This is a genomic window from Elizabethkingia sp. YR214, assembly GCF_003058195.1.
Taxonomy (GTDB): domain Bacteria; phylum Bacteroidota; class Bacteroidia; order Flavobacteriales; family Weeksellaceae; genus Elizabethkingia.
On the sequence record NZ_QBUH01000006.1, the window covers coordinates 229,366 to 245,795 of the forward strand.

Annotated in this window: 16 protein-coding genes; 4 read left to right on the plus strand and 12 right to left on the minus strand. The window is 34.4% G+C overall.

Going from position 1 to position 16,430, the window contains the following annotated elements; translation table 11 throughout:
* Positions 1–15: 15 nt before the first annotated feature.
* Entirely contained in the window at positions 16–1,374 is a 1,359-nt protein-coding gene (locus C8J95_RS13915; protein WP_107809254.1) for an acyl-CoA dehydrogenase family protein, read from the minus strand.
* A 447-nt stretch (positions 1,375–1,821) separates the two neighbouring features.
* On the opposite strand from C8J95_RS13915, the gene C8J95_RS13920 reads away from it, so the two are divergent.
* The 4 genes from C8J95_RS13920 to C8J95_RS13935 all read left to right on the plus strand — a co-directional run bounded on the left by C8J95_RS13920 (position 1,822) and on the right by C8J95_RS13935 (position 6,523).
* A complete protein-coding gene (locus C8J95_RS13920; RefSeq protein ID WP_255412817.1) occupies positions 1,822–2,202 on the plus strand; it encodes a DUF2975 domain-containing protein in 381 nt (126 codons plus the stop codon).
* A 1-nt stretch (position 2,203) separates the two neighbouring features.
* On the plus strand, positions 2,204–2,410 hold the full coding sequence (locus tag C8J95_RS13925) for a helix-turn-helix transcriptional regulator (RefSeq protein WP_016200581.1): 207 nt from the start codon (positions 2,204–2,206) through the stop codon (positions 2,408–2,410).
* A 73-nt stretch (positions 2,411–2,483) separates the two neighbouring features.
* Entirely contained in the window at positions 2,484–3,356 is an 873-nt protein-coding gene (locus C8J95_RS13930) for an ABC transporter ATP-binding protein (RefSeq protein WP_107809095.1), read from the plus strand.
* Positions 3,357–3,358: 2 nt separating this feature from the next.
* Complete coding sequence (locus C8J95_RS13935; RefSeq protein WP_107809094.1) at positions 3,359–6,523, plus strand: M1 family aminopeptidase; 3,165 nt, start codon at positions 3,359–3,361, stop codon at positions 6,521–6,523.
* An 83-nt stretch (positions 6,524–6,606) separates the two neighbouring features.
* Here C8J95_RS13935 and C8J95_RS13940 read toward each other — a convergent pair whose 3' ends face one another.
* The 11 genes from C8J95_RS13940 to C8J95_RS18715 all read right to left on the minus strand — a co-directional run bounded on the left by C8J95_RS13940 (position 6,607) and on the right by C8J95_RS18715 (position 16,169).
* The gene (locus C8J95_RS13940) at positions 6,607–7,953 is read right to left on the minus strand and encodes a hypothetical protein (RefSeq protein WP_107809093.1); all 1,347 of its coding nucleotides are present in this window, start codon (positions 7,951–7,953) and stop codon (positions 6,607–6,609) included.
* Positions 7,954–8,386: 433 nt separating this feature from the next.
* Positions 8,387–9,289 (minus strand): hypothetical protein, encoded by a 903-nt coding sequence (locus tag C8J95_RS13945; RefSeq protein WP_107809253.1) that lies wholly within the window; start codon positions 9,287–9,289, stop codon positions 8,387–8,389.
* 11 nt (positions 9,290–9,300) lie between these two features.
* Entirely contained in the window at positions 9,301–10,635 is a 1,335-nt protein-coding gene (locus tag C8J95_RS13950; protein ID WP_107809092.1) for a beta-carotene 15,15'-monooxygenase, read from the minus strand.
* 6 nt (positions 10,636–10,641) lie between these two features.
* Positions 10,642–11,046, minus strand: coding sequence for a hypothetical protein (locus C8J95_RS13955; protein ID WP_107809091.1), 405 nt, complete (start codon positions 11,044–11,046; stop codon positions 10,642–10,644).
* A gap of 1 nt (position 11,047) precedes the next feature.
* On the minus strand, positions 11,048–11,431 hold the full coding sequence (locus tag C8J95_RS13960) for a DUF6804 family protein (protein ID WP_107809090.1): 384 nt from the start codon (positions 11,429–11,431) through the stop codon (positions 11,048–11,050).
* Positions 11,432–11,962, minus strand: a complete 531-nt coding sequence (locus tag C8J95_RS13965; protein ID WP_107809089.1) for an SH3 domain-containing protein — start codon at positions 11,960–11,962, stop codon at positions 11,432–11,434.
* Positions 11,959–13,026 carry a type I restriction endonuclease gene (locus tag C8J95_RS13970; RefSeq protein WP_107809088.1) on the minus strand — a complete coding sequence of 356 codons (1,068 nt, stop codon included), beginning with the start codon at positions 13,024–13,026 and terminating at the stop codon, positions 11,959–11,961. The genes C8J95_RS13965 and C8J95_RS13970 overlap by 4 nt, the downstream gene beginning before the upstream one ends.
* 11 nt (positions 13,027–13,037) lie before the next feature.
* Entirely contained in the window at positions 13,038–13,370 is a 333-nt protein-coding gene (locus tag C8J95_RS13975; protein WP_107809087.1) for a YegP family protein, read from the minus strand.
* A gap of 158 nt (positions 13,371–13,528) precedes the next feature.
* Positions 13,529–14,194: a response regulator gene (locus tag C8J95_RS13980; protein ID WP_107809086.1), complete on the minus strand. Its 666-nt coding sequence runs from the start codon at positions 14,192–14,194 to the stop codon at positions 13,529–13,531.
* A 15-nt stretch (positions 14,195–14,209) separates the two neighbouring features.
* Positions 14,210–15,862 carry a tetratricopeptide repeat-containing sensor histidine kinase gene (locus C8J95_RS13985; protein WP_146165463.1) on the minus strand — a complete coding sequence of 551 codons (1,653 nt, stop codon included), beginning with the start codon at positions 15,860–15,862 and terminating at the stop codon, positions 14,210–14,212.
* Between the two features lie 136 nt (positions 15,863–15,998).
* Positions 15,999–16,169, minus strand: coding sequence for a hypothetical protein (locus C8J95_RS18715; RefSeq protein ID WP_158267944.1), 171 nt, complete (start codon positions 16,167–16,169; stop codon positions 15,999–16,001).
* Positions 16,170–16,430 lie beyond the last annotated feature (261 nt).

The window sequence follows — 16,430 nt, forward strand, 5'->3', positions numbered from 1 at the left end:
GTTCATCTTAAAATATTACACAAACGCACTAAAACCTGTAATAGATCTGCCGACAATAAGGGAGTTGATTTCCTTAGTACCCTCATAAGAATAAATAGCTTCTGCATCTGCAACGAAACGGGCAACATCATATTCCAACAGAATACCATTTCCTCCCATTACTTCACGGGCGCGCGAAACAATGTCACGGGTTCTCATGGTACAGAATACTTTTGCCAAAGAAGCATGTTCATCTTTTAGAATGCCTTCATCCTGCATTTCGGAAAGCCGAAATACCAATGTTTGCATAGCAGTAAGGTTGGACAGCATTTCTACAAGGTGCCCCTGAATCATCTGGAAAGAAGCAATGGGTTTTCCAAATTGCTTACGCTTTCGCGTATAATCCAATGCACTTTCATATGCTCCCCGTGCACAACCTGTCGCCATCCATGCTACTCCTGCCCTTGTCATTCGCAACACTTTTGCTGTATCTTTAAATGAGTTGGCTTTTTGTAACCGATTTTCTTCTGTTACCAGACAATCCTTTAATGTAATCAATCCGTTTTGTACAATCCTTAGTGCCATTTTTCCTTTAATCTTTTCTACAGAAAAGCCCGGATTATCTCTTTCTACAATAAAACCCTTTACCTCGCCATCGTCCAAATCCCTTGCCCAGATAATGATGATATCTGCAAATGTGGCATTGCCAATCCATTTTTTCTCTCCGTTCAGAACCCAGCCTTCTGCTGTCTTTTTACAAGTAGCCGTTAATCCACCTGCAGCGCCGGATCCTACTTCTGGCTCTGTAAGACCAAAAGCTCCTATTTTATCAAACTTCTGCATCTGCGGAAGCCATTTTAGTTTTTGCTCCTCGGAACCACATATATATATGGAGCCCATTGCCAGCCCCGACTGCACTCCAAAAAATGTCGCTATAGAAGCATCTATTCTTGCCATTTCCATAGCAATTACACCTTCCATAAGGAAAGGCATTCCCGGACATCCATAACCTTCATAGGTAACACCGCATATATCCAGTTCTTTAAATTTCGGAATCAGCTCGAATGGGAATTCATCGTGCAGCCAGTAGTTATTTACTAATGGTTTTACTTCTTTCTCCATGAAGGCCCGAACTTTTAGCTGAACTTCTCTTTGTTCGGGTGTAAGTGTATGGTATATATCATAAAAATCTCCGTCTACAGGAGGAAGCTCTTTTTTAGGTCTGTCCTGATCCATCATTTTCATCAGTCCATTTATCTGCTTATCATCCAGCTTAGAGAAGTTATCCATAAGCTTCGGGATATCTACTTTTTGTGAAATCTTACTAAGTTTTTCAAAATCAACAGATTTAAATAAGGCTATGGCTTGCCGGATATTGGCGAAAATATTTGACATAAGAATGTGTTTAGTGATTTTTACAGATAAAAGGTACAAAAAAATTACCGGAACATTTTTAACCACAAAGTCACAAAAGACAGAGAATAATATAAAACATGTACTAAAACAAGCGCAACAGTGCTCCTAATATTTTTCTTAAAGATATTGGATATAGCAAGAACAAATAAGAGCCTGTTAATATACTGTACAGAGCCTTTACTAACAGGAAGCATACTTGTAATTTTGATGAAAATAAATTTTTATTTAAATTAATTATTGTTTTACGATAATTAATTATATATTTGTATTATTAAACTAAATTAACGTGGCATGAACCAGAACAAAATTATTTCAAAAGTACTCTACTACATATGTTGCATATTATCAGCGGGCTATCTTGTGACAGCTGTATATTCAATACTCTGTCTTGTAACTGGTTTTGCAGTTACTCCTTATAAACAGAATATGTACCTGCATATAAATTATCCGTTTACAGAAACCCCTTTTCTGAATATTGAAAACAACTATCCTTACATTATATTTTCTTTTATGGTTGTTCTTATTGGTTATGGAATCTTTTTCGGGTTATCTGCAAAGGTTTTCAAAGTATTTATTCAGCCAAAACTTTTCACAAAAAAGAATATCTCAGAACTTCGCAGGTTTTATATTTATAATATTTTTATTCCGCTGCCTGTAGCAATATTAGCCAGTTTCTTTGTAGAAGTGGAAAGTATAGTCTGGGGATTAGTATTCATCCACTTTATGTTAGGAATATTCTGTCTGTTTCTGGCAAATATTTTTTCGCAAGGGTTACATTTACAAAACGAACAAGACTTATTTATATAAAATGCCAATTATAGTAAACTTAGATGTGATGCTTGCCAAGCGTAAAATGCAAAGTAAAGAATTGGCAGAAAAACTGGGAATTACCCCTGTAAATCTATCTATTCTGAAAACAGGCAAAGCCAAAGGTGTTCGTTTCGATACACTGGAAGCCATCTGTAAAATTCTGGAATGCCAGCCTGGCGACATTCTGGAATACAGAGAAGAATAACACACTGTAATATAACACTTTAATAAAGCAATGGAAACATTGCCAGTCATTCTATTGTCTAAACTCAACTATTATGAACACATTATCTATTAACCATCTCAGCCTGACCTATAAAAACGGTTTCCAGGCAATTAAAGACATTTCACTGGAAATAAGAAACGGAATGTTTGGTCTTTTGGGACCCAATGGTGCGGGAAAATCTTCTCTGATGAAAACCATTGTTGGTTTACAAAAACCTACTTCCGGGAGTATTATATTCAATGGGGTCAATGTATCTGAAAATCCAAGCCATATTAAACAAAACCTTGGTTTCTTGCCTCAGGATTTTGGCGTTTACCCAAAAGTATTGGCTTACGATCTTCTGGAACATATAGCCCTGCTGAAAGGGATTAACAATCGTAAAGAGCGCAAAGAACAAATCCTGAATCTGCTGGAAAAGGTTAACCTTTCTGATTTTAGAAAAAAAGAAGTACAAACTTTCTCTGGTGGTATGCGGCAAAGATTTGGTGTAGCACAGGCTTTGTTAGGAAATCCGAAGATTATTATTGTGGATGAGCCTACAGCCGGACTTGATCCAGAAGAGCGTAACCGCTTCAATTCTTTGTTAAATGACATTAGTAAGGACGTTATTGTAATTCTTTCAACACATCTCGTAGAAGATGTACGTAACCTCTGCTCCGAAATGGCAATTATGAATAAGGGGCAACTTTTGAGAACTGGTAATCCTAATGAATTAATTTCCGAACTGGAAGATAAAATATGGTCCAGATCTATTGAAAAATCTGAATTGGAAAGTTATCAGAATAAACACCATATCATCAGCCAGCAACTCATTGAAAGAGAATTGTATATTACAACATATTCCGACAAACAACCTAAAGATTTTCTTTCAGTAAATCCATTATTGGAACACGTTTACTTCCATACACTTACCCAAAAACCTTAGTTATGAATACCATATTTTTATTTGAGACTCAATGCAACATGAAGCATTGGTCTAGCTATGCTATTATCATTATCCTCGTAGGTATTGGAATATTTTGTGGCAATAATTTCAATATGTCGGTTGGCGATGGTATATATCTTAACTCTCCTTATACTATAGGGTTTATGACCGGATTGCTGAGTCTGGCTGTTATCTTCTTCGCTATTATTTATGCAATTCAGCAATTATTCAAGGATCAGGATTCAAAATTCAACCTTGTCCTTTTCTCATTTCCAATATCCAAAAATAAATATCTGAACGGACGTTTTGCCGCTTATTTTTCACGTACGTTTCTAAGCTTTGTTTTTCTGATTTCAGGTTTTATAATTGGCCAAAATCTAAGATCAGGTAGTGAGATACAGGATTATTTCAATGGTTGGTATTATATATATCCGCTTCTGATCTTTGGTTTTCTGAATTGTTTTCTGGTGTGCAACTTTCTATTTTTTATATCATTTGTAACACGTAAAAAACTACTGGTAGTAGTTGGCGGATTATTCCTGTATGTTTTTTACATGGTGGTTCTGATATTTTCTAATTCTCCTTTTATGGCAGGCAATCTGCCACAATCATCCGAAGCGCAACATTTATCAGCTATTGCTGATCCTTTTGGTTTATCTTCTTATTTCTTAGCAGCAAAAGACTTTAATATTCATCAAAAAAATTCTCAAACAGTTCCATTATCAGGTATATTGCTATTGAACAGAATCATTTATTTTACAATATCTGCGGTTTTACTTTTTGTTACCTACAGATTATTTTCTTTCTCAGATTCAGCGGCAAAGAGGACCAGGAAAAACAATATAACAATTCCTGAATCTTCAGTTATTGGTTCTGGTGAATATAAAACCACAAATCTTAATTTCGGAAATATAGCAGGAATTGCTGCTACTATATCCTTTATCAGAATAGACCTTATATATTTATTTAAAAGCATTACAATTCCAGCGATTTCTATTTTACTACTCTTCTTTACCGGAATGGAAATGTATGCCGAGATTGAAAAAGGAATCCGGTTACCTCAGAAATTTGCAAGCTCCGGGTTAATGGCCGTTACAATTTCCGAAAATTTTCATTTACTAGGCTTGCTTACAATGACGTATTTTATTAATGATCTATACTGGCGAAGTCAAACCTCTGGTTTTGCATTAATCGAAAAAAGCACTTATTTTTCCGGAAACAAGCTTACATGTCATTTATTTACCGCAGGCGCTCTATTGTCATTTTTTACCGGAATTTTGATAATCGAAGGTCTTGTCTTTCAATGGATATATAATTACTTCCATATCGACTGGTTTGCCTATTGGGGTGTTGTACTTTTTAATACTTTTCCACTAATGTTATTTTCGGGACTTATATTGCTTATCAATGACATCATCAGAAACAGATTTCTGGCTTTGGGGACTTCTGTATTAGCTGTTTTTCTATTCACTGGCCCTTTGTCTAAAAAACTTATTTCATATCCGATACTCAGAATATTTTCGGACTATACCGAAGTCTACAGTGATTTCAACAGATATGGACCTTATGTTGTCTCTTTCACAGAAAGACTAATATTTGGACTTGCCCTTATATTTTTATTATGGAAATTAAATGAGCTGATTAAAACTAAAAAGTGGAATCTAAAAAGCTCAATATTGGTAATAACATTCCTTATAGCAGGAATATTCAGTGCTAATCTTTTTATGAAAGGTTATATCCCTAAAGATGAACAAAAGACTTTAACTAATGCTGTCGATTATGAAGTAAAACACCAAAAATATGAGAACTTCCCTCAGCCCGTCGTTACCGACGTAAACACAGAGATTCAACTCTACCCTGCTTCCAATTCTTATCAAATCCAGGGTCATTATTCTCTGTTAAACCAGACAGATAAGATTATTGACAGAGTGTTGGTTAATTTTAGTCCGGATCTAAAGATTGAATCTGCTGTCTTTATCACTTCAATGGAACGCAGAAGCATTAGCAATGATGTAACAGAAATCATTCTGAAAAAACCTTTGCAGCCTAATGAAACAGCTACTTTGGATTTCAAATTATCTTATCACTGGTATTCTGTAAATGGTCATCAATCATTCAATGCCATCATAGAAAATGGATCTTTTATGCGGATCAGCCGTTATTATCCGACTATTGGCTATCAAAAAGACAGAGAAATAGAAGATGAGCATATTCGAAAAGAATATAGACTTGGAAAGTTAGATCAATTAAGAAAACCTGAAGCTCCTGAGGTATTCAAAAATGATTTTATAAATCTGAATATGACAATTTCTACGGATAAAAATCAGACAGCAATAGGCACAGGAGATCTTATAAAACATTGGATAAAAAATAACAGAAATTATTTCCAATACAAAGTACAATCTATTCCTTTCCGCTTTGGCATTTCGTCGGCGGAATATGAACAAAAAAATATTCTGTACAAAGGAATTAATGTGAAAGTTTTGTATCAAGAAAAGCATACTGAAAATGTAGACCACCTCATCAATAATATAAAACTTACACTAGATTATTGCATTCAAAATTTCGGCCCGTATCCTTTTAAAAGCATCACTTTTGCCGAGATATCCTCATTTACCAAAGGTTTTGCTGCCACAGCTTATCCATCAGCAGTATTCATGCCTGAAAATATGATTTTTCATGCGAATATAAATGCAGACAAAAAACAGGATGTTATCAATGAACTTGCCGGGCATGAACTATCACATCTATGGTGGGGAAATAGTCAGATTAATCCTGATGAACGTGAAGGAGCCGCTATGCTTACCGAGACACTTGCCATGTATACGGAAATGATGCTGTATAAAAAGATGCATGGAGAAGCAAAAATGAAGGAAAGGTTAAAAATGCATCAACAGATCTATGATAGTGAAAAAGGATTATCTGAAAATCAACCTCTTTACAGAGTCACGGCTGAAAATACTCATATTTCTTATTCCAAGGGAGCTGTTGTTATGGTAAAGCTAAGTGAACTCCTTGGTGAGGATAAAGTCAATATGGCCTTAAAAAATTTCCTTGAAAACAACCGATATCCTAAAAAACCAAGGAGTATAGATTTATTGAATGAATTCTATAAAATAGACCCCAATAAAAAAAATGAAATTGACCGATTATTTAAAAAGATCTGATAATAGACTAGTACAGAATATTCAATAAAAAAACCGTGTCGGGATTAAAATCTCGACACGGTTTAGTAGATTGTAATATTTTCTTACAGGAGATTCTTTTTATAAATAGGAATTTCTTTGTTCAATAATGGGAAAGTTCCTTCATATCTCAATGGTGGAATTCCAAATCCATAAAACATATCTGCCTGAATTTTAGATTTTAGTTCAAAAGGCATACTTCTGTTAGGAACCAACTCCAGTTTTAAAGACGGAACAGCTGCCACTCTTCCTCTAAGGCCGGAATTGGCAATTGAAGCCGTTAAAAACTGTAACCCTACCGCTCCTTTTATTTCTACCCCAACCTCAGCAGACACCTCACCTTCAACTTTTGTAATTTTTGGACCGGTAATAGTCTGCAAATTAACATTCATATCGGGTTTTAGACCTACTAAAAAATTAGCTTTTCCTGTAAGAGCAAAGAGCTGCAATTGTGCTCTTCCGGTTGCGCTTGCTCCCACATAAGGTCCCGCAGCTATCGTCGGACTTATTATAAGCCCTGTAGGTCCCAGTACGATTGGCACAATAGGAATATTAATATAATCTGTAACACTTAAAGTATAACCCAATTTTCCCTGGATATTTGCTAAAGCCTGCAGGCTAATGTCATCCATTATAAAGTCTACATAATAACTGGACAGATGCCCTAAAGAAAAGGAAATATTATACTTTATCTTAGGTGTAAATCCACCTTTTACATTAATATCCGCGGCGGCTGTAATTGGTCCTACTTGTTGTGCAGGTAAAGGAATAGTTTTATCAAAGCTAAAATACTTGAAGTTAATTGTATTGCTAATAGCGCTTTTGTCTATATTAGCACTCTTTTGGATGTTAATAGCTTTCGCCTCCAGATTACTGATCTTAGCATTAGTTGCCTGTGGAATTAGTCCTTCTATAGGTACATAGCCGGCTTGTTGACCATTAACCTGCAATGATGCCTGTTGAGAAGGATCATATACACCACTGATGTTACCGCTGTATATAACTTCTTCAAGCTTTGCACTGGTTGTTCTGAAAACAGGTTGATTGCCAGTTCCGGATACAGAGACTACTTTAGCCAGAATATTTCTGATTTTATCATTCTCTATCTTAGTCGCTACAATAACAGTTCCTTCTTTTATACTATCCGTCTGGTTTGTAATGTAATTAAAGCTTATTTGCTGATCATTTTCTGTAATAGCCTGTACAGATTCGTCATTCAGGACGATTACATTTTTTTGTAAAACAAGATCGCCATAAGTTTTATAACCACTGTTATTTACAGAACTTTCCGGAAGTTTATTTCCGGTTGTATCATCTCGTGAGCAAGAGCTTAAAACGAATGATAAGAACAAAGAAAAAAATACAATTGTGTATAATTTTCTTACACTTGGGGGTTGAAATCTTTTTTTCATTGGTAAAAATTTGATGTGTTTGGGATTTAGCGAATACAGTCTTTTTTCAAAGGCTGCCTTAATTCTCTACAATTTATGAAAAAAAGAAAGCTTTAATGTTAACCCCAAATTAAATTCTACCTAATTAATAGACAATTATAAAAACAACCGAAGAGAAATTTCCCTGACAAAGGCTATTTCCCAAAATAATCAGCCATTTATTTTTTAGTATGCCTTACACAAAAGTTTTGGCTTAAAATTCAAATTCTGAGCTCTCTTAAATATATTATCATTACATTTTCTCTTAATTAACTACATATTATCATGATTCAATCTTACCATTAAGGGTTTAACAAAATTAAGGTAATCCATGATATTTTCAAAACATTATATTTATTACGAAAAAGCCCTGAATAAGATATATTCAAGACTTCATCGTCAAAACACATAAAATTTATTTCTGGATAATCTTACGGATTACAGGATCCAGATTACTTGGCAAATCTGCATTTTTAATATCAAATTTCTTCACCCCCATTGCCGTTAACCAATCTGCCCAATACTGGTGAATAACATCCTCTTCGTATGGATTATTTTTTGAAGGATTAATACCTAACACCAATACTTCAAGATTCTGAAGTCCTTCGGTAGCAGGGATAAAGCCTAATTTATTTTTAACAATCAGTTCTTTATAATTTGAAGTTGTCAGCTTTTTACTTCGTATAAATTCAGGAGTCAGGAAAGAGCTTTTATTACCCTCAGTAAACTTACTGTCTTTATGGTACATATAACCATCTGTAATAATGACCAGAATATTGCGGTGTTTATCTTTTACGCAATAATCCTTTACTTTATTTTTAAAAAACCTCCAGATATCTGCACCTGCATATTGTTTCCCATGAATAGCCGACTGATAAATTTGGGGAGGAACTTGAGTAAAAATCTTATCTACTCCCGCTATTCTATCTTTTGTAGAATTCTTGTCAAATTTTACTTTAAGCTGTTGACTAAGTTTGTTCATTTGTGGATTCTGAGGCTCAGGATCAAAGAAAACCTGCATCTGATCATTCAACTGAAGTATCTTTTTATGTTTGATATGGTCTACAAAAGCTTGCTCCACACTTTTTATATAGTACAAATCCCTCTGATAATAGGGCATGGAAGTATTAGGATATTTCACCGGATCTATTCTGTCCGACAAGTCCAACAGAAAACTAACATTAAGGTTTTTATCTGCCGTATTGGTCAAATTTTCGGTACTTACCGTAAAATTATCAGCTTTTTTTAGAGTGCTTTCTTTACCACAGTTTTGTAACAAAGAAATTGTAAGAATTAAAAATATAAATTTAAATTTCATAGCAGACATTTTTATAATACAGGCAGATACACAGAGTTCTGAGTTTCATACTTAGCTCCAACGCTTTCCATGTGATCATCATACGTTTTAAGACATTCATCTACCAATTCCTGTTTTTCATGTTGGGGAAGGAAAAGTCTTTCATAAATAAAAGTGGTCCAGCCTTGTGTATACTCAGATGCATAAAGTACATATTCTTTTGTTGGAATAATCACAGCATCTATTATTCGTTGTAGTTCTGCAATTCTGCCCTGCGCATTTACAATACGTTCACGAATATCGTGCTGCTCTTTTACCAGTGCCTCTTTCTGTTGTTCAAGTTCCGCAATTCTTTCCTGATGAATTCGGATATCCTGTTCACGTTTTGCCTGTTCATGCTTAATCTTATCTTTTTCTTTATGCTCTTTCATAATAAAGTCAAACACCAAGCCCCAAATAATATACACCACAAAACCGGCAAATATAATCCCCCAAAACTGAATTTTGGTAAATGCTATAGACAAGTCGAATGATGGGGAATCAAATGTTTTGTTCAGATTATAGATTTTCTCTTCAATTTGGTAAGCTAAGATTACATCAAATACAAAAGTGGTAAGAAACAAAACACCTACTTTAAAATAGTTGAGTTTTGTTTTATTCTCTCCATACATATGAATTAAATAGCCTAATCCAAGAAAAACAAATGGAATTAGTGTAACAAATGCTCCTTCCAGTGTACCATCTTTCCATGCTATTTCAAAAGCTTTCGGATCAAGCATATTCATAATAAGATTACTCTCAGGATCAAATGTTTTGAAAAATGCAGAATAAGAAGTAGAAATATAAAATGTAAACAGATACAAGCTAATTGGAATAAGGATAATAAAGCCTATCCAAAATTTTGTAGAAGCACCTTTTGTAGCCTTTATATGGTATTTTTCGGGATTCCGTGCCAGATCATTAATTTCAAATTTTATCGCTTCTATTACATCTTTTATTTTCTTTATTTGCTCTTCAACTCTGGATGTTTGCTCCTCTTTATTTTCCTGACTGACATGTAATGCTTTTATCTCAGTTTCTTTATTTTTTTGCTCATTATAATAAGGTTCTTTTATTGTCCTTTGTTTCTCCACTTTTTCTTTTTCTTCATTCTGAAACTTGGCATAAATAGCATTGAGAGAAATAGACAATGCTCTGGGACTACCTATATTTCGTCCGCCTTCTCTGTGGCCGGATTCATGATAAGTCCGCTTTCTTGCTTCTTCTTTATCTTCAGCGGATTCTTCCGGATTTATATCCTTGTTATGATGACCATTAATTAGTCCGGATGGTTTTAACCGGAACAGGTTTTTGATTTGAGTTGTCATGATGCTTTAATTTTGAAGTTCATACAGTATATCGCTCTTTGTTTTTCCACTTTTCACTGCTTCTAAAAGATAGTCGGCAATTGCAGATATGTTTTCTTCTACAAAGCCAAAAAGTTTTATATATTTTTCCAGTGCCGACCTTTCGTTATCGTCTACAAGATCATCTGCCCAAATCATAAGTACAAGATCATACAGATAATCTATTTTATCTTCCAATGTCCGGGGAAGGGCATTCTTGGTATCTAAAGGATTTAACAGAATCTCGTCAAGATTCTTAGCTGTAACACCTCTCTCTTCAGCAAAACGGTACAACATTTTCAATTCAAGCTTACTAAAATTATCATCGCATATGGCCATCTGATAAAGCCTGAGAAAATGCGCTTTTAGATTTTCGGAGATCTGAATATTCATTTTATTTATTTTGTTTTAAAGTTTGTGGATTCATTATCCTGTCACGTGTATGGGTAACAGGTTCTTCAGATAATGACAATACCTCTTTCTCTTCTTCCGGTTTCTTTTTGATAAAGTTCAGACACAGAAATAGGATTCCTGTAATAATATCCAGTGGTACCCATAATGACTTTCTATGCAGATATACCGGAAATATGGGGTTGAAAAGAATCAGAATAAATCCGAAAACTGCTGTCCAATAATAAATTTTATTTCTGAAGAGATGGTATAATGCTACACCTGCTCCAATGAAAATTACAATACGCAAGAAAGTGTAATAATCAATTGGCAGACGCAATACTGCTATAAAACAGCACAACGCACAGAGGAGAAAGAAAAATTTCATTTATTTTACATTTTTGGAATGAACAAAACCTTCTGTGCCACTTTTGTATACTCGTATTTTATACCATTTTTCTTCTTTGTTCAGAAAAATAAGCTTTGAATTTGGCTGTAAAGTTTCCAAAACTTTAAACTGATCTCCGGGTGCTTTACGGACTTCGACTTTCTTGTTTATCGTAAACAAAAAATTATCTTCGGTAAGTGCCATTTTACTACTGTAATAATATACCGGGTTTTTACTGCCTTTCAAGTTAGTTTTTGAATAACCTGATTTCATATTACGATTGCTTCCCGAGGATTTCTTTTTTGAATAATTTCCGAACGAGTAAGTTTTTTTCTTAGAAGAGCCACCGCTACATACCCCACAAGTACCACCTGATGTACAATGGGCACAACCCGAACAATTGGAGCATGCCGTACAATTTGCAGATCCTGTACAGCCCCTGTTATGACCATCTGCATGCAATAAAACCGGATTATAGGAAGCATTTAATAATCCTGCACCTGCATAGAGAGAAAGTAGCAGCTTTATCATATCGTATAATTTTCAAGTGTCTGATGTAATGAATCACGATGTTTGTAAATATCTTCCAATGATTCCAAAAGAATTCTTTCTCCGGAATCTTTACCATTGTGGAAAAGTTCGATCTGCTTTCTGGATGTTCCAAAATGAAAACGACAAACAGGTTTTCGGTTATTGTCATCCAGTAAAACACCAAAATAAGATTGGGTATCTCTGTGGGCAATTCTTTCCGCTGGGATTTTTTCTCTCAGAATAGCTTTTACAATTTGAAAAGCCTCCAGCTCTTCTTCTGTAGTTACAATTTTAGAAGTTTCACTATGCTCATCAACAGCAACAGGTTTCGGAGTATTAGTATCGAGTGTTTCATTAATCACTAAAGCCGATTTCAGACGGGAACTGATAGATTCCGTGATAGAAATACTCAGTGCCCTTTTGGTATATTCTTTAAAAGATTGCATCCGACTTGCAGTAAGTGGCCGTTCAAAAAATTTATTTACTAACAAACGCACCAGATCATCAGAAGGGTTTTCTATTTCCTTCTCGAATTCTTTTCTAATAGCTCTTATATACTTCAGTGCCTCGGCAGAATCCAAGATAGATACCTCATTATAATTTTGCTTGGTAAAACTTTCCAGCACTTTTATAGCACTATCTTTTAAGTCTTCCAAATTAACCGTCAGGAATGGTTTATCATCCATAATATTCGGTTTTTCCAGATCTGCATAAAAGTTATATACAATACCATTCGTCAACACACCAAATCTGGCTTTAGAAACATGATAATATCTGTGAAGCTGCGAATTATGAGCATCAGCATTTTCTTTCCAGTTTTTGCATTCTATAATCAGAATAGGTTCCTGATTGTTTTTAATCAGATAATCTACCTTCTCTCCTTTCTTAGTTCCAATATCCGCAATATATTCCGGAATTACTTCTGTAGGGTTGAAAATATCATAACCCAACATCTGGATAAAAGGCATTACAAAAGCATTCTTTGTTGCTTCTTCGGTTTGTACCTGCTCTTTTATTCCATGAATTCTCTGGGTTAACTGCTCTAGTTTTAATTTGAGTTCCATTACTACTGGTATTAAATAGTTTCATCTACAACTTCAGCATCCGGAGCATTGTTCTTTACCGATGCTATTCCGTTTTCCATAGAGCTTTTTGTCGCGTAATACTGGCTCATTCCGATAATCTCACCATTACCTGCTTTTAGTACAAAATAGTCTTTATCATTTTTAGCCACTCTTCTGTCATATTTGGAATCGTCCTGAGAATTAACCTTCACAGATGCTATTCCTTTATGACAAGATGCTTTCTGATTATAACCTTCGCTGGTTAAAATAGTCTCGCCATTCCCTGCCTTCAGATTGAACTGATATTCGCCGTTTACCCTTTTGGTAATTACAAATTTTCCCATAGTGTTATTTTTAATTGGTTTAACACTCCAAAAGTAGATAGCCGGCAAAAGCTTTCCTTACGGAAAACCGTAAAATGAAAAAACCTTTCAAATCATCTTTGAAAGGTTTATAATAAATCAGTTTTCTAATTTCCCACTTCTAATTTCTAACTTCGTACTTATATCAACCCCATATCTTTGAAAATAGCAACTACTTGTTCGGTTGTATTTACATTTAAGGATTCTTTCAGACCGTTTAGCCTTTTTTCCACGCTGCTTAAACTGGAAGGACGGACTCCACTATCTTTAAGATGATCCGATATCGCTTGCTGCCGCATTCCCTGACAAAGTAAATCCACCAAAGTAATATCATATGAAGTAAACTCATATGAGTTTTTATCTTTTATAGACTTTTTAAGATTCAACGAAATGTGCTTCTCGTTATTATAAACAGCTTTTATGGCTTTCTTCAGTTCCTTTGTATCTTCTCTGCCTTTGGACACATAGCCATTGATTTCATATTTACGGAAAAGGTCATCTATTATATTCGGTTTTTTCTCTATTGAGAAAACAATAATCTTTATATTGGGTTGTATCTTTTTCACAGCCTCGATAAGCTCAGCACCACTTTTAATATTTTGTTCCCGATGATCCTCATCAAAAGACAAATCAGTGATTAACAGCTCGAAAGGCTGTTTTTCATGCATTGCCATTTGTACACGTTGCAATGCATCATCACAATAATAAACATATCTGGGTTGTTCTGTTTTCAGGTCTTCCAATGCTTTCTCTACAGAAATATTGGAACTTTCATAATCTTCAGCAACAAGGATTTTTTTAAACATCTTGAATTGGTATTTTTATTGAACAGAAAATTTTAGCTCAGCTTTAAAGCCTTCACTACTTATTGCGTCAAAAGTAATAGTCCCGCCGATAGCTTCCATACGGTTTCCCGTATTTTTAATTCCATTTTTCGGAGAGAAGGTTTCACTGCCAACACCATTATCCATATAACGGATAGTGATTTCCTGATTAATTCGGCTCATTTTGATAACAACACGGGTTGCCTTGCTATGCTTTTTCATATTAGTCATAAGCTCTTGTAATACATTGAACACCTCTGACTGAATATCTTTATTAAAAGTATCCCATCCTATTTCCGGTATTCCGACCTTAACAAGCTGTACATCATCCTGTGAGGAATAAGATTCCAACATTTCTACTAAATGTTTTTCATCTGTAGGTTCGTGGTCGTATGAAATATCCCGAGAGATTTCATAAATATTTTCCAGTCTATCCAATAGCACTTCTTTTTCTATCTCCGGTGTGTTTTCTACCTCCGACATTACTCTATACACCTTGTTAGCAACTTTATCATGTACTTTTTTAGAATACCTCAGCTCCGTATTTTTGACTTCCAGTTCTTTTTCTTTTTCTAGTCTTTTTCTTCTTCTCTTATACCAGAACCCAGTCCCAATCAATATCAGTCCTAAAGCTCCTAACCCTGCATACTGTTTTAATATCTGATTTTGTTTTTTCACATTATCTGCCTGGGCCTTTTGAAAATTAGCTTTATTTTTTTCCGTTTCGTAACGGATCAAGGCAAACTGATTTTTAGCCTTACTTCTGGCGGTCTGCAAACTGTCATTTAGCTTCTGATAGGTTAAAAAGTATTGTTTAGATTTCTCCGGATTTTCAAGAACAATTAATTTCTGAAGTGCTTCGATTTGATCATCAGGGCTTTTAAGTGTTTTAGCTACACTGTACATTTTTGTTGCATAGATTAGTGCAGAGTCGGTTTTTTTTTGAGTATAATAATCAGCCAGATGCGCATAACTTGAATTTTGCCCCCAAAGATCTTTTTCCTTCAATCTCATATCCATAGCTTCTTTCAACTCTGGAATAGGATTATAATTAGGATTTTGGAGCCATCTCATTTTAGCCTGATTGGTTAATGCTCTGGAATACTCTTTATTGTTTTTATTATCTTTTTTAAATATCTGATTATATATCTTTAAAGCTTCTTTATATTTTTTTTGCTCTCCATAAGCATATGCTATATTATTTAGATACACTTGTTTATTAGTATCTTCTAATGAAAATTTCATGGCAAGATTATAAAATTCAATAGCTTTATTATAATTTTCAAGATTCCTGTTAATAATCCCCAGATTATTATAATTAGAAGATATATCAAAAAAATCTTCTTTATCTTTTTCATTAAGATATTTAATTGCAGACAATGCAGTTTCTTGTGCTCCGTAAAAATCACCACTTTCATACTGTATAATACCCATATTAACTAAACAATTTCCCGCAAGTGAGTAGTCTCTTTTATTCTGGATAAAAATTTCTTTTGCTTTGTTAAAATATACAAAAGCACTATCTTTTTGAGAAGTTTCTAAAAATTCATAAGCTTTATCATAATATCCTCTATTAACTTTTACATTTTCTTTCGTATTAGTACAGGATAATATTATTAGAAATAAGAATAAAATGGTAGAATTTTTCAATACGTTTTTTCTCAAAAATAATAAAAAAAGCTATACCAAAGCGTAAATACCAGCATTGTTAAATTTATACAGAAAAAGTCAGAAATTATAAATTATCTGACTTTTTCATAGTTCTAAAATTCAATTATAAGTTAAACTATTTTTTAGGTGGTGGTGTTTGTCCCTCATCTCCTCCAGTATCTCCCCCCGGATCTGTTTGGTCTCCATCTGCTCCATAAGCAGAAATAGTAGTTGGGTAGTTTACTGGTGCAGGTGTATTATTGTTTGGAAATGCTAATCCTAATAGCATTAATATAAGCTGTAACATTGTTTCAAAAATTTAAAATTTGCATAGTTTTTCTTCCTCTCGTGATTTACCACGAGCTGTACACATTGTTTAAAAAAGAAGCGCTTCTTAAATTTTTGGGAAGTGGGCTTTCAAAAACGGAGGAGCAAATTCTGCTTCCCAACCCAGAGATTTACACTCCGTTTTATCCGGCCATTTTAAAAATCAGTTTTGTACTTTGGTTTTTATAAGTTTTGTTTCTCACTGATTTCTATGGCAAAGTAAAAGCAAAGCACAAGGCAA

Bases quoted from the DNA above. Each gene is read 5' to 3' on its own strand.
- C8J95_RS13915 (WP_107809254.1), bottom strand. From the start codon at position 1,374: ATGTCAAATATTTTCGCCAATATCCGGCAAGCCATAGCCTTATTTAAA.
- C8J95_RS13920 (WP_255412817.1), top strand. From the start codon at position 1,822: ATGTACCTGCATATAAATTATCCGTTTACAGAAACCCCTTTTCTGAAT.
- C8J95_RS13925 (WP_016200581.1), top strand. From the start codon at position 2,204: ATGCCAATTATAGTAAACTTAGATGTGATGCTTGCCAAGCGTAAAATG.
- C8J95_RS13930 (WP_107809095.1), top strand. From the start codon at position 2,484: ATGAACACATTATCTATTAACCATCTCAGCCTGACCTATAAAAACGGT.
- C8J95_RS13935 (WP_107809094.1), top strand. From the start codon at position 3,359: ATGAATACCATATTTTTATTTGAGACTCAATGCAACATGAAGCATTGG.
- C8J95_RS13940 (WP_107809093.1), bottom strand. From the start codon at position 7,953: ATGAAAAAAAGATTTCAACCCCCAAGTGTAAGAAAATTATACACAATT.
- C8J95_RS13945 (WP_107809253.1), bottom strand. From the start codon at position 9,289: ATGAAATTTAAATTTATATTTTTAATTCTTACAATTTCTTTGTTACAA.
- C8J95_RS13950 (WP_107809092.1), bottom strand. From the start codon at position 10,635: ATGACAACTCAAATCAAAAACCTGTTCCGGTTAAAACCATCCGGACTA.
- C8J95_RS13955 (WP_107809091.1), bottom strand. From the start codon at position 11,046: ATGAATATTCAGATCTCCGAAAATCTAAAAGCGCATTTTCTCAGGCTT.
- C8J95_RS13960 (WP_107809090.1), bottom strand. From the start codon at position 11,431: ATGAAATTTTTCTTTCTCCTCTGTGCGTTGTGCTGTTTTATAGCAGTA.
- C8J95_RS13965 (WP_107809089.1), bottom strand. From the start codon at position 11,962: ATGATAAAGCTGCTACTTTCTCTCTATGCAGGTGCAGGATTATTAAAT.
- C8J95_RS13970 (WP_107809088.1), bottom strand. From the start codon at position 13,026: ATGGAACTCAAATTAAAACTAGAGCAGTTAACCCAGAGAATTCATGGA.
- C8J95_RS13975 (WP_107809087.1), bottom strand. From the start codon at position 13,370: ATGGGAAAATTTGTAATTACCAAAAGGGTAAACGGCGAATATCAGTTC.
- C8J95_RS13980 (WP_107809086.1), bottom strand. From the start codon at position 14,194: ATGTTTAAAAAAATCCTTGTTGCTGAAGATTATGAAAGTTCCAATATT.
- C8J95_RS18715 (WP_158267944.1), bottom strand. From the start codon at position 16,169: ATGTTACAGCTTATATTAATGCTATTAGGATTAGCATTTCCAAACAAT.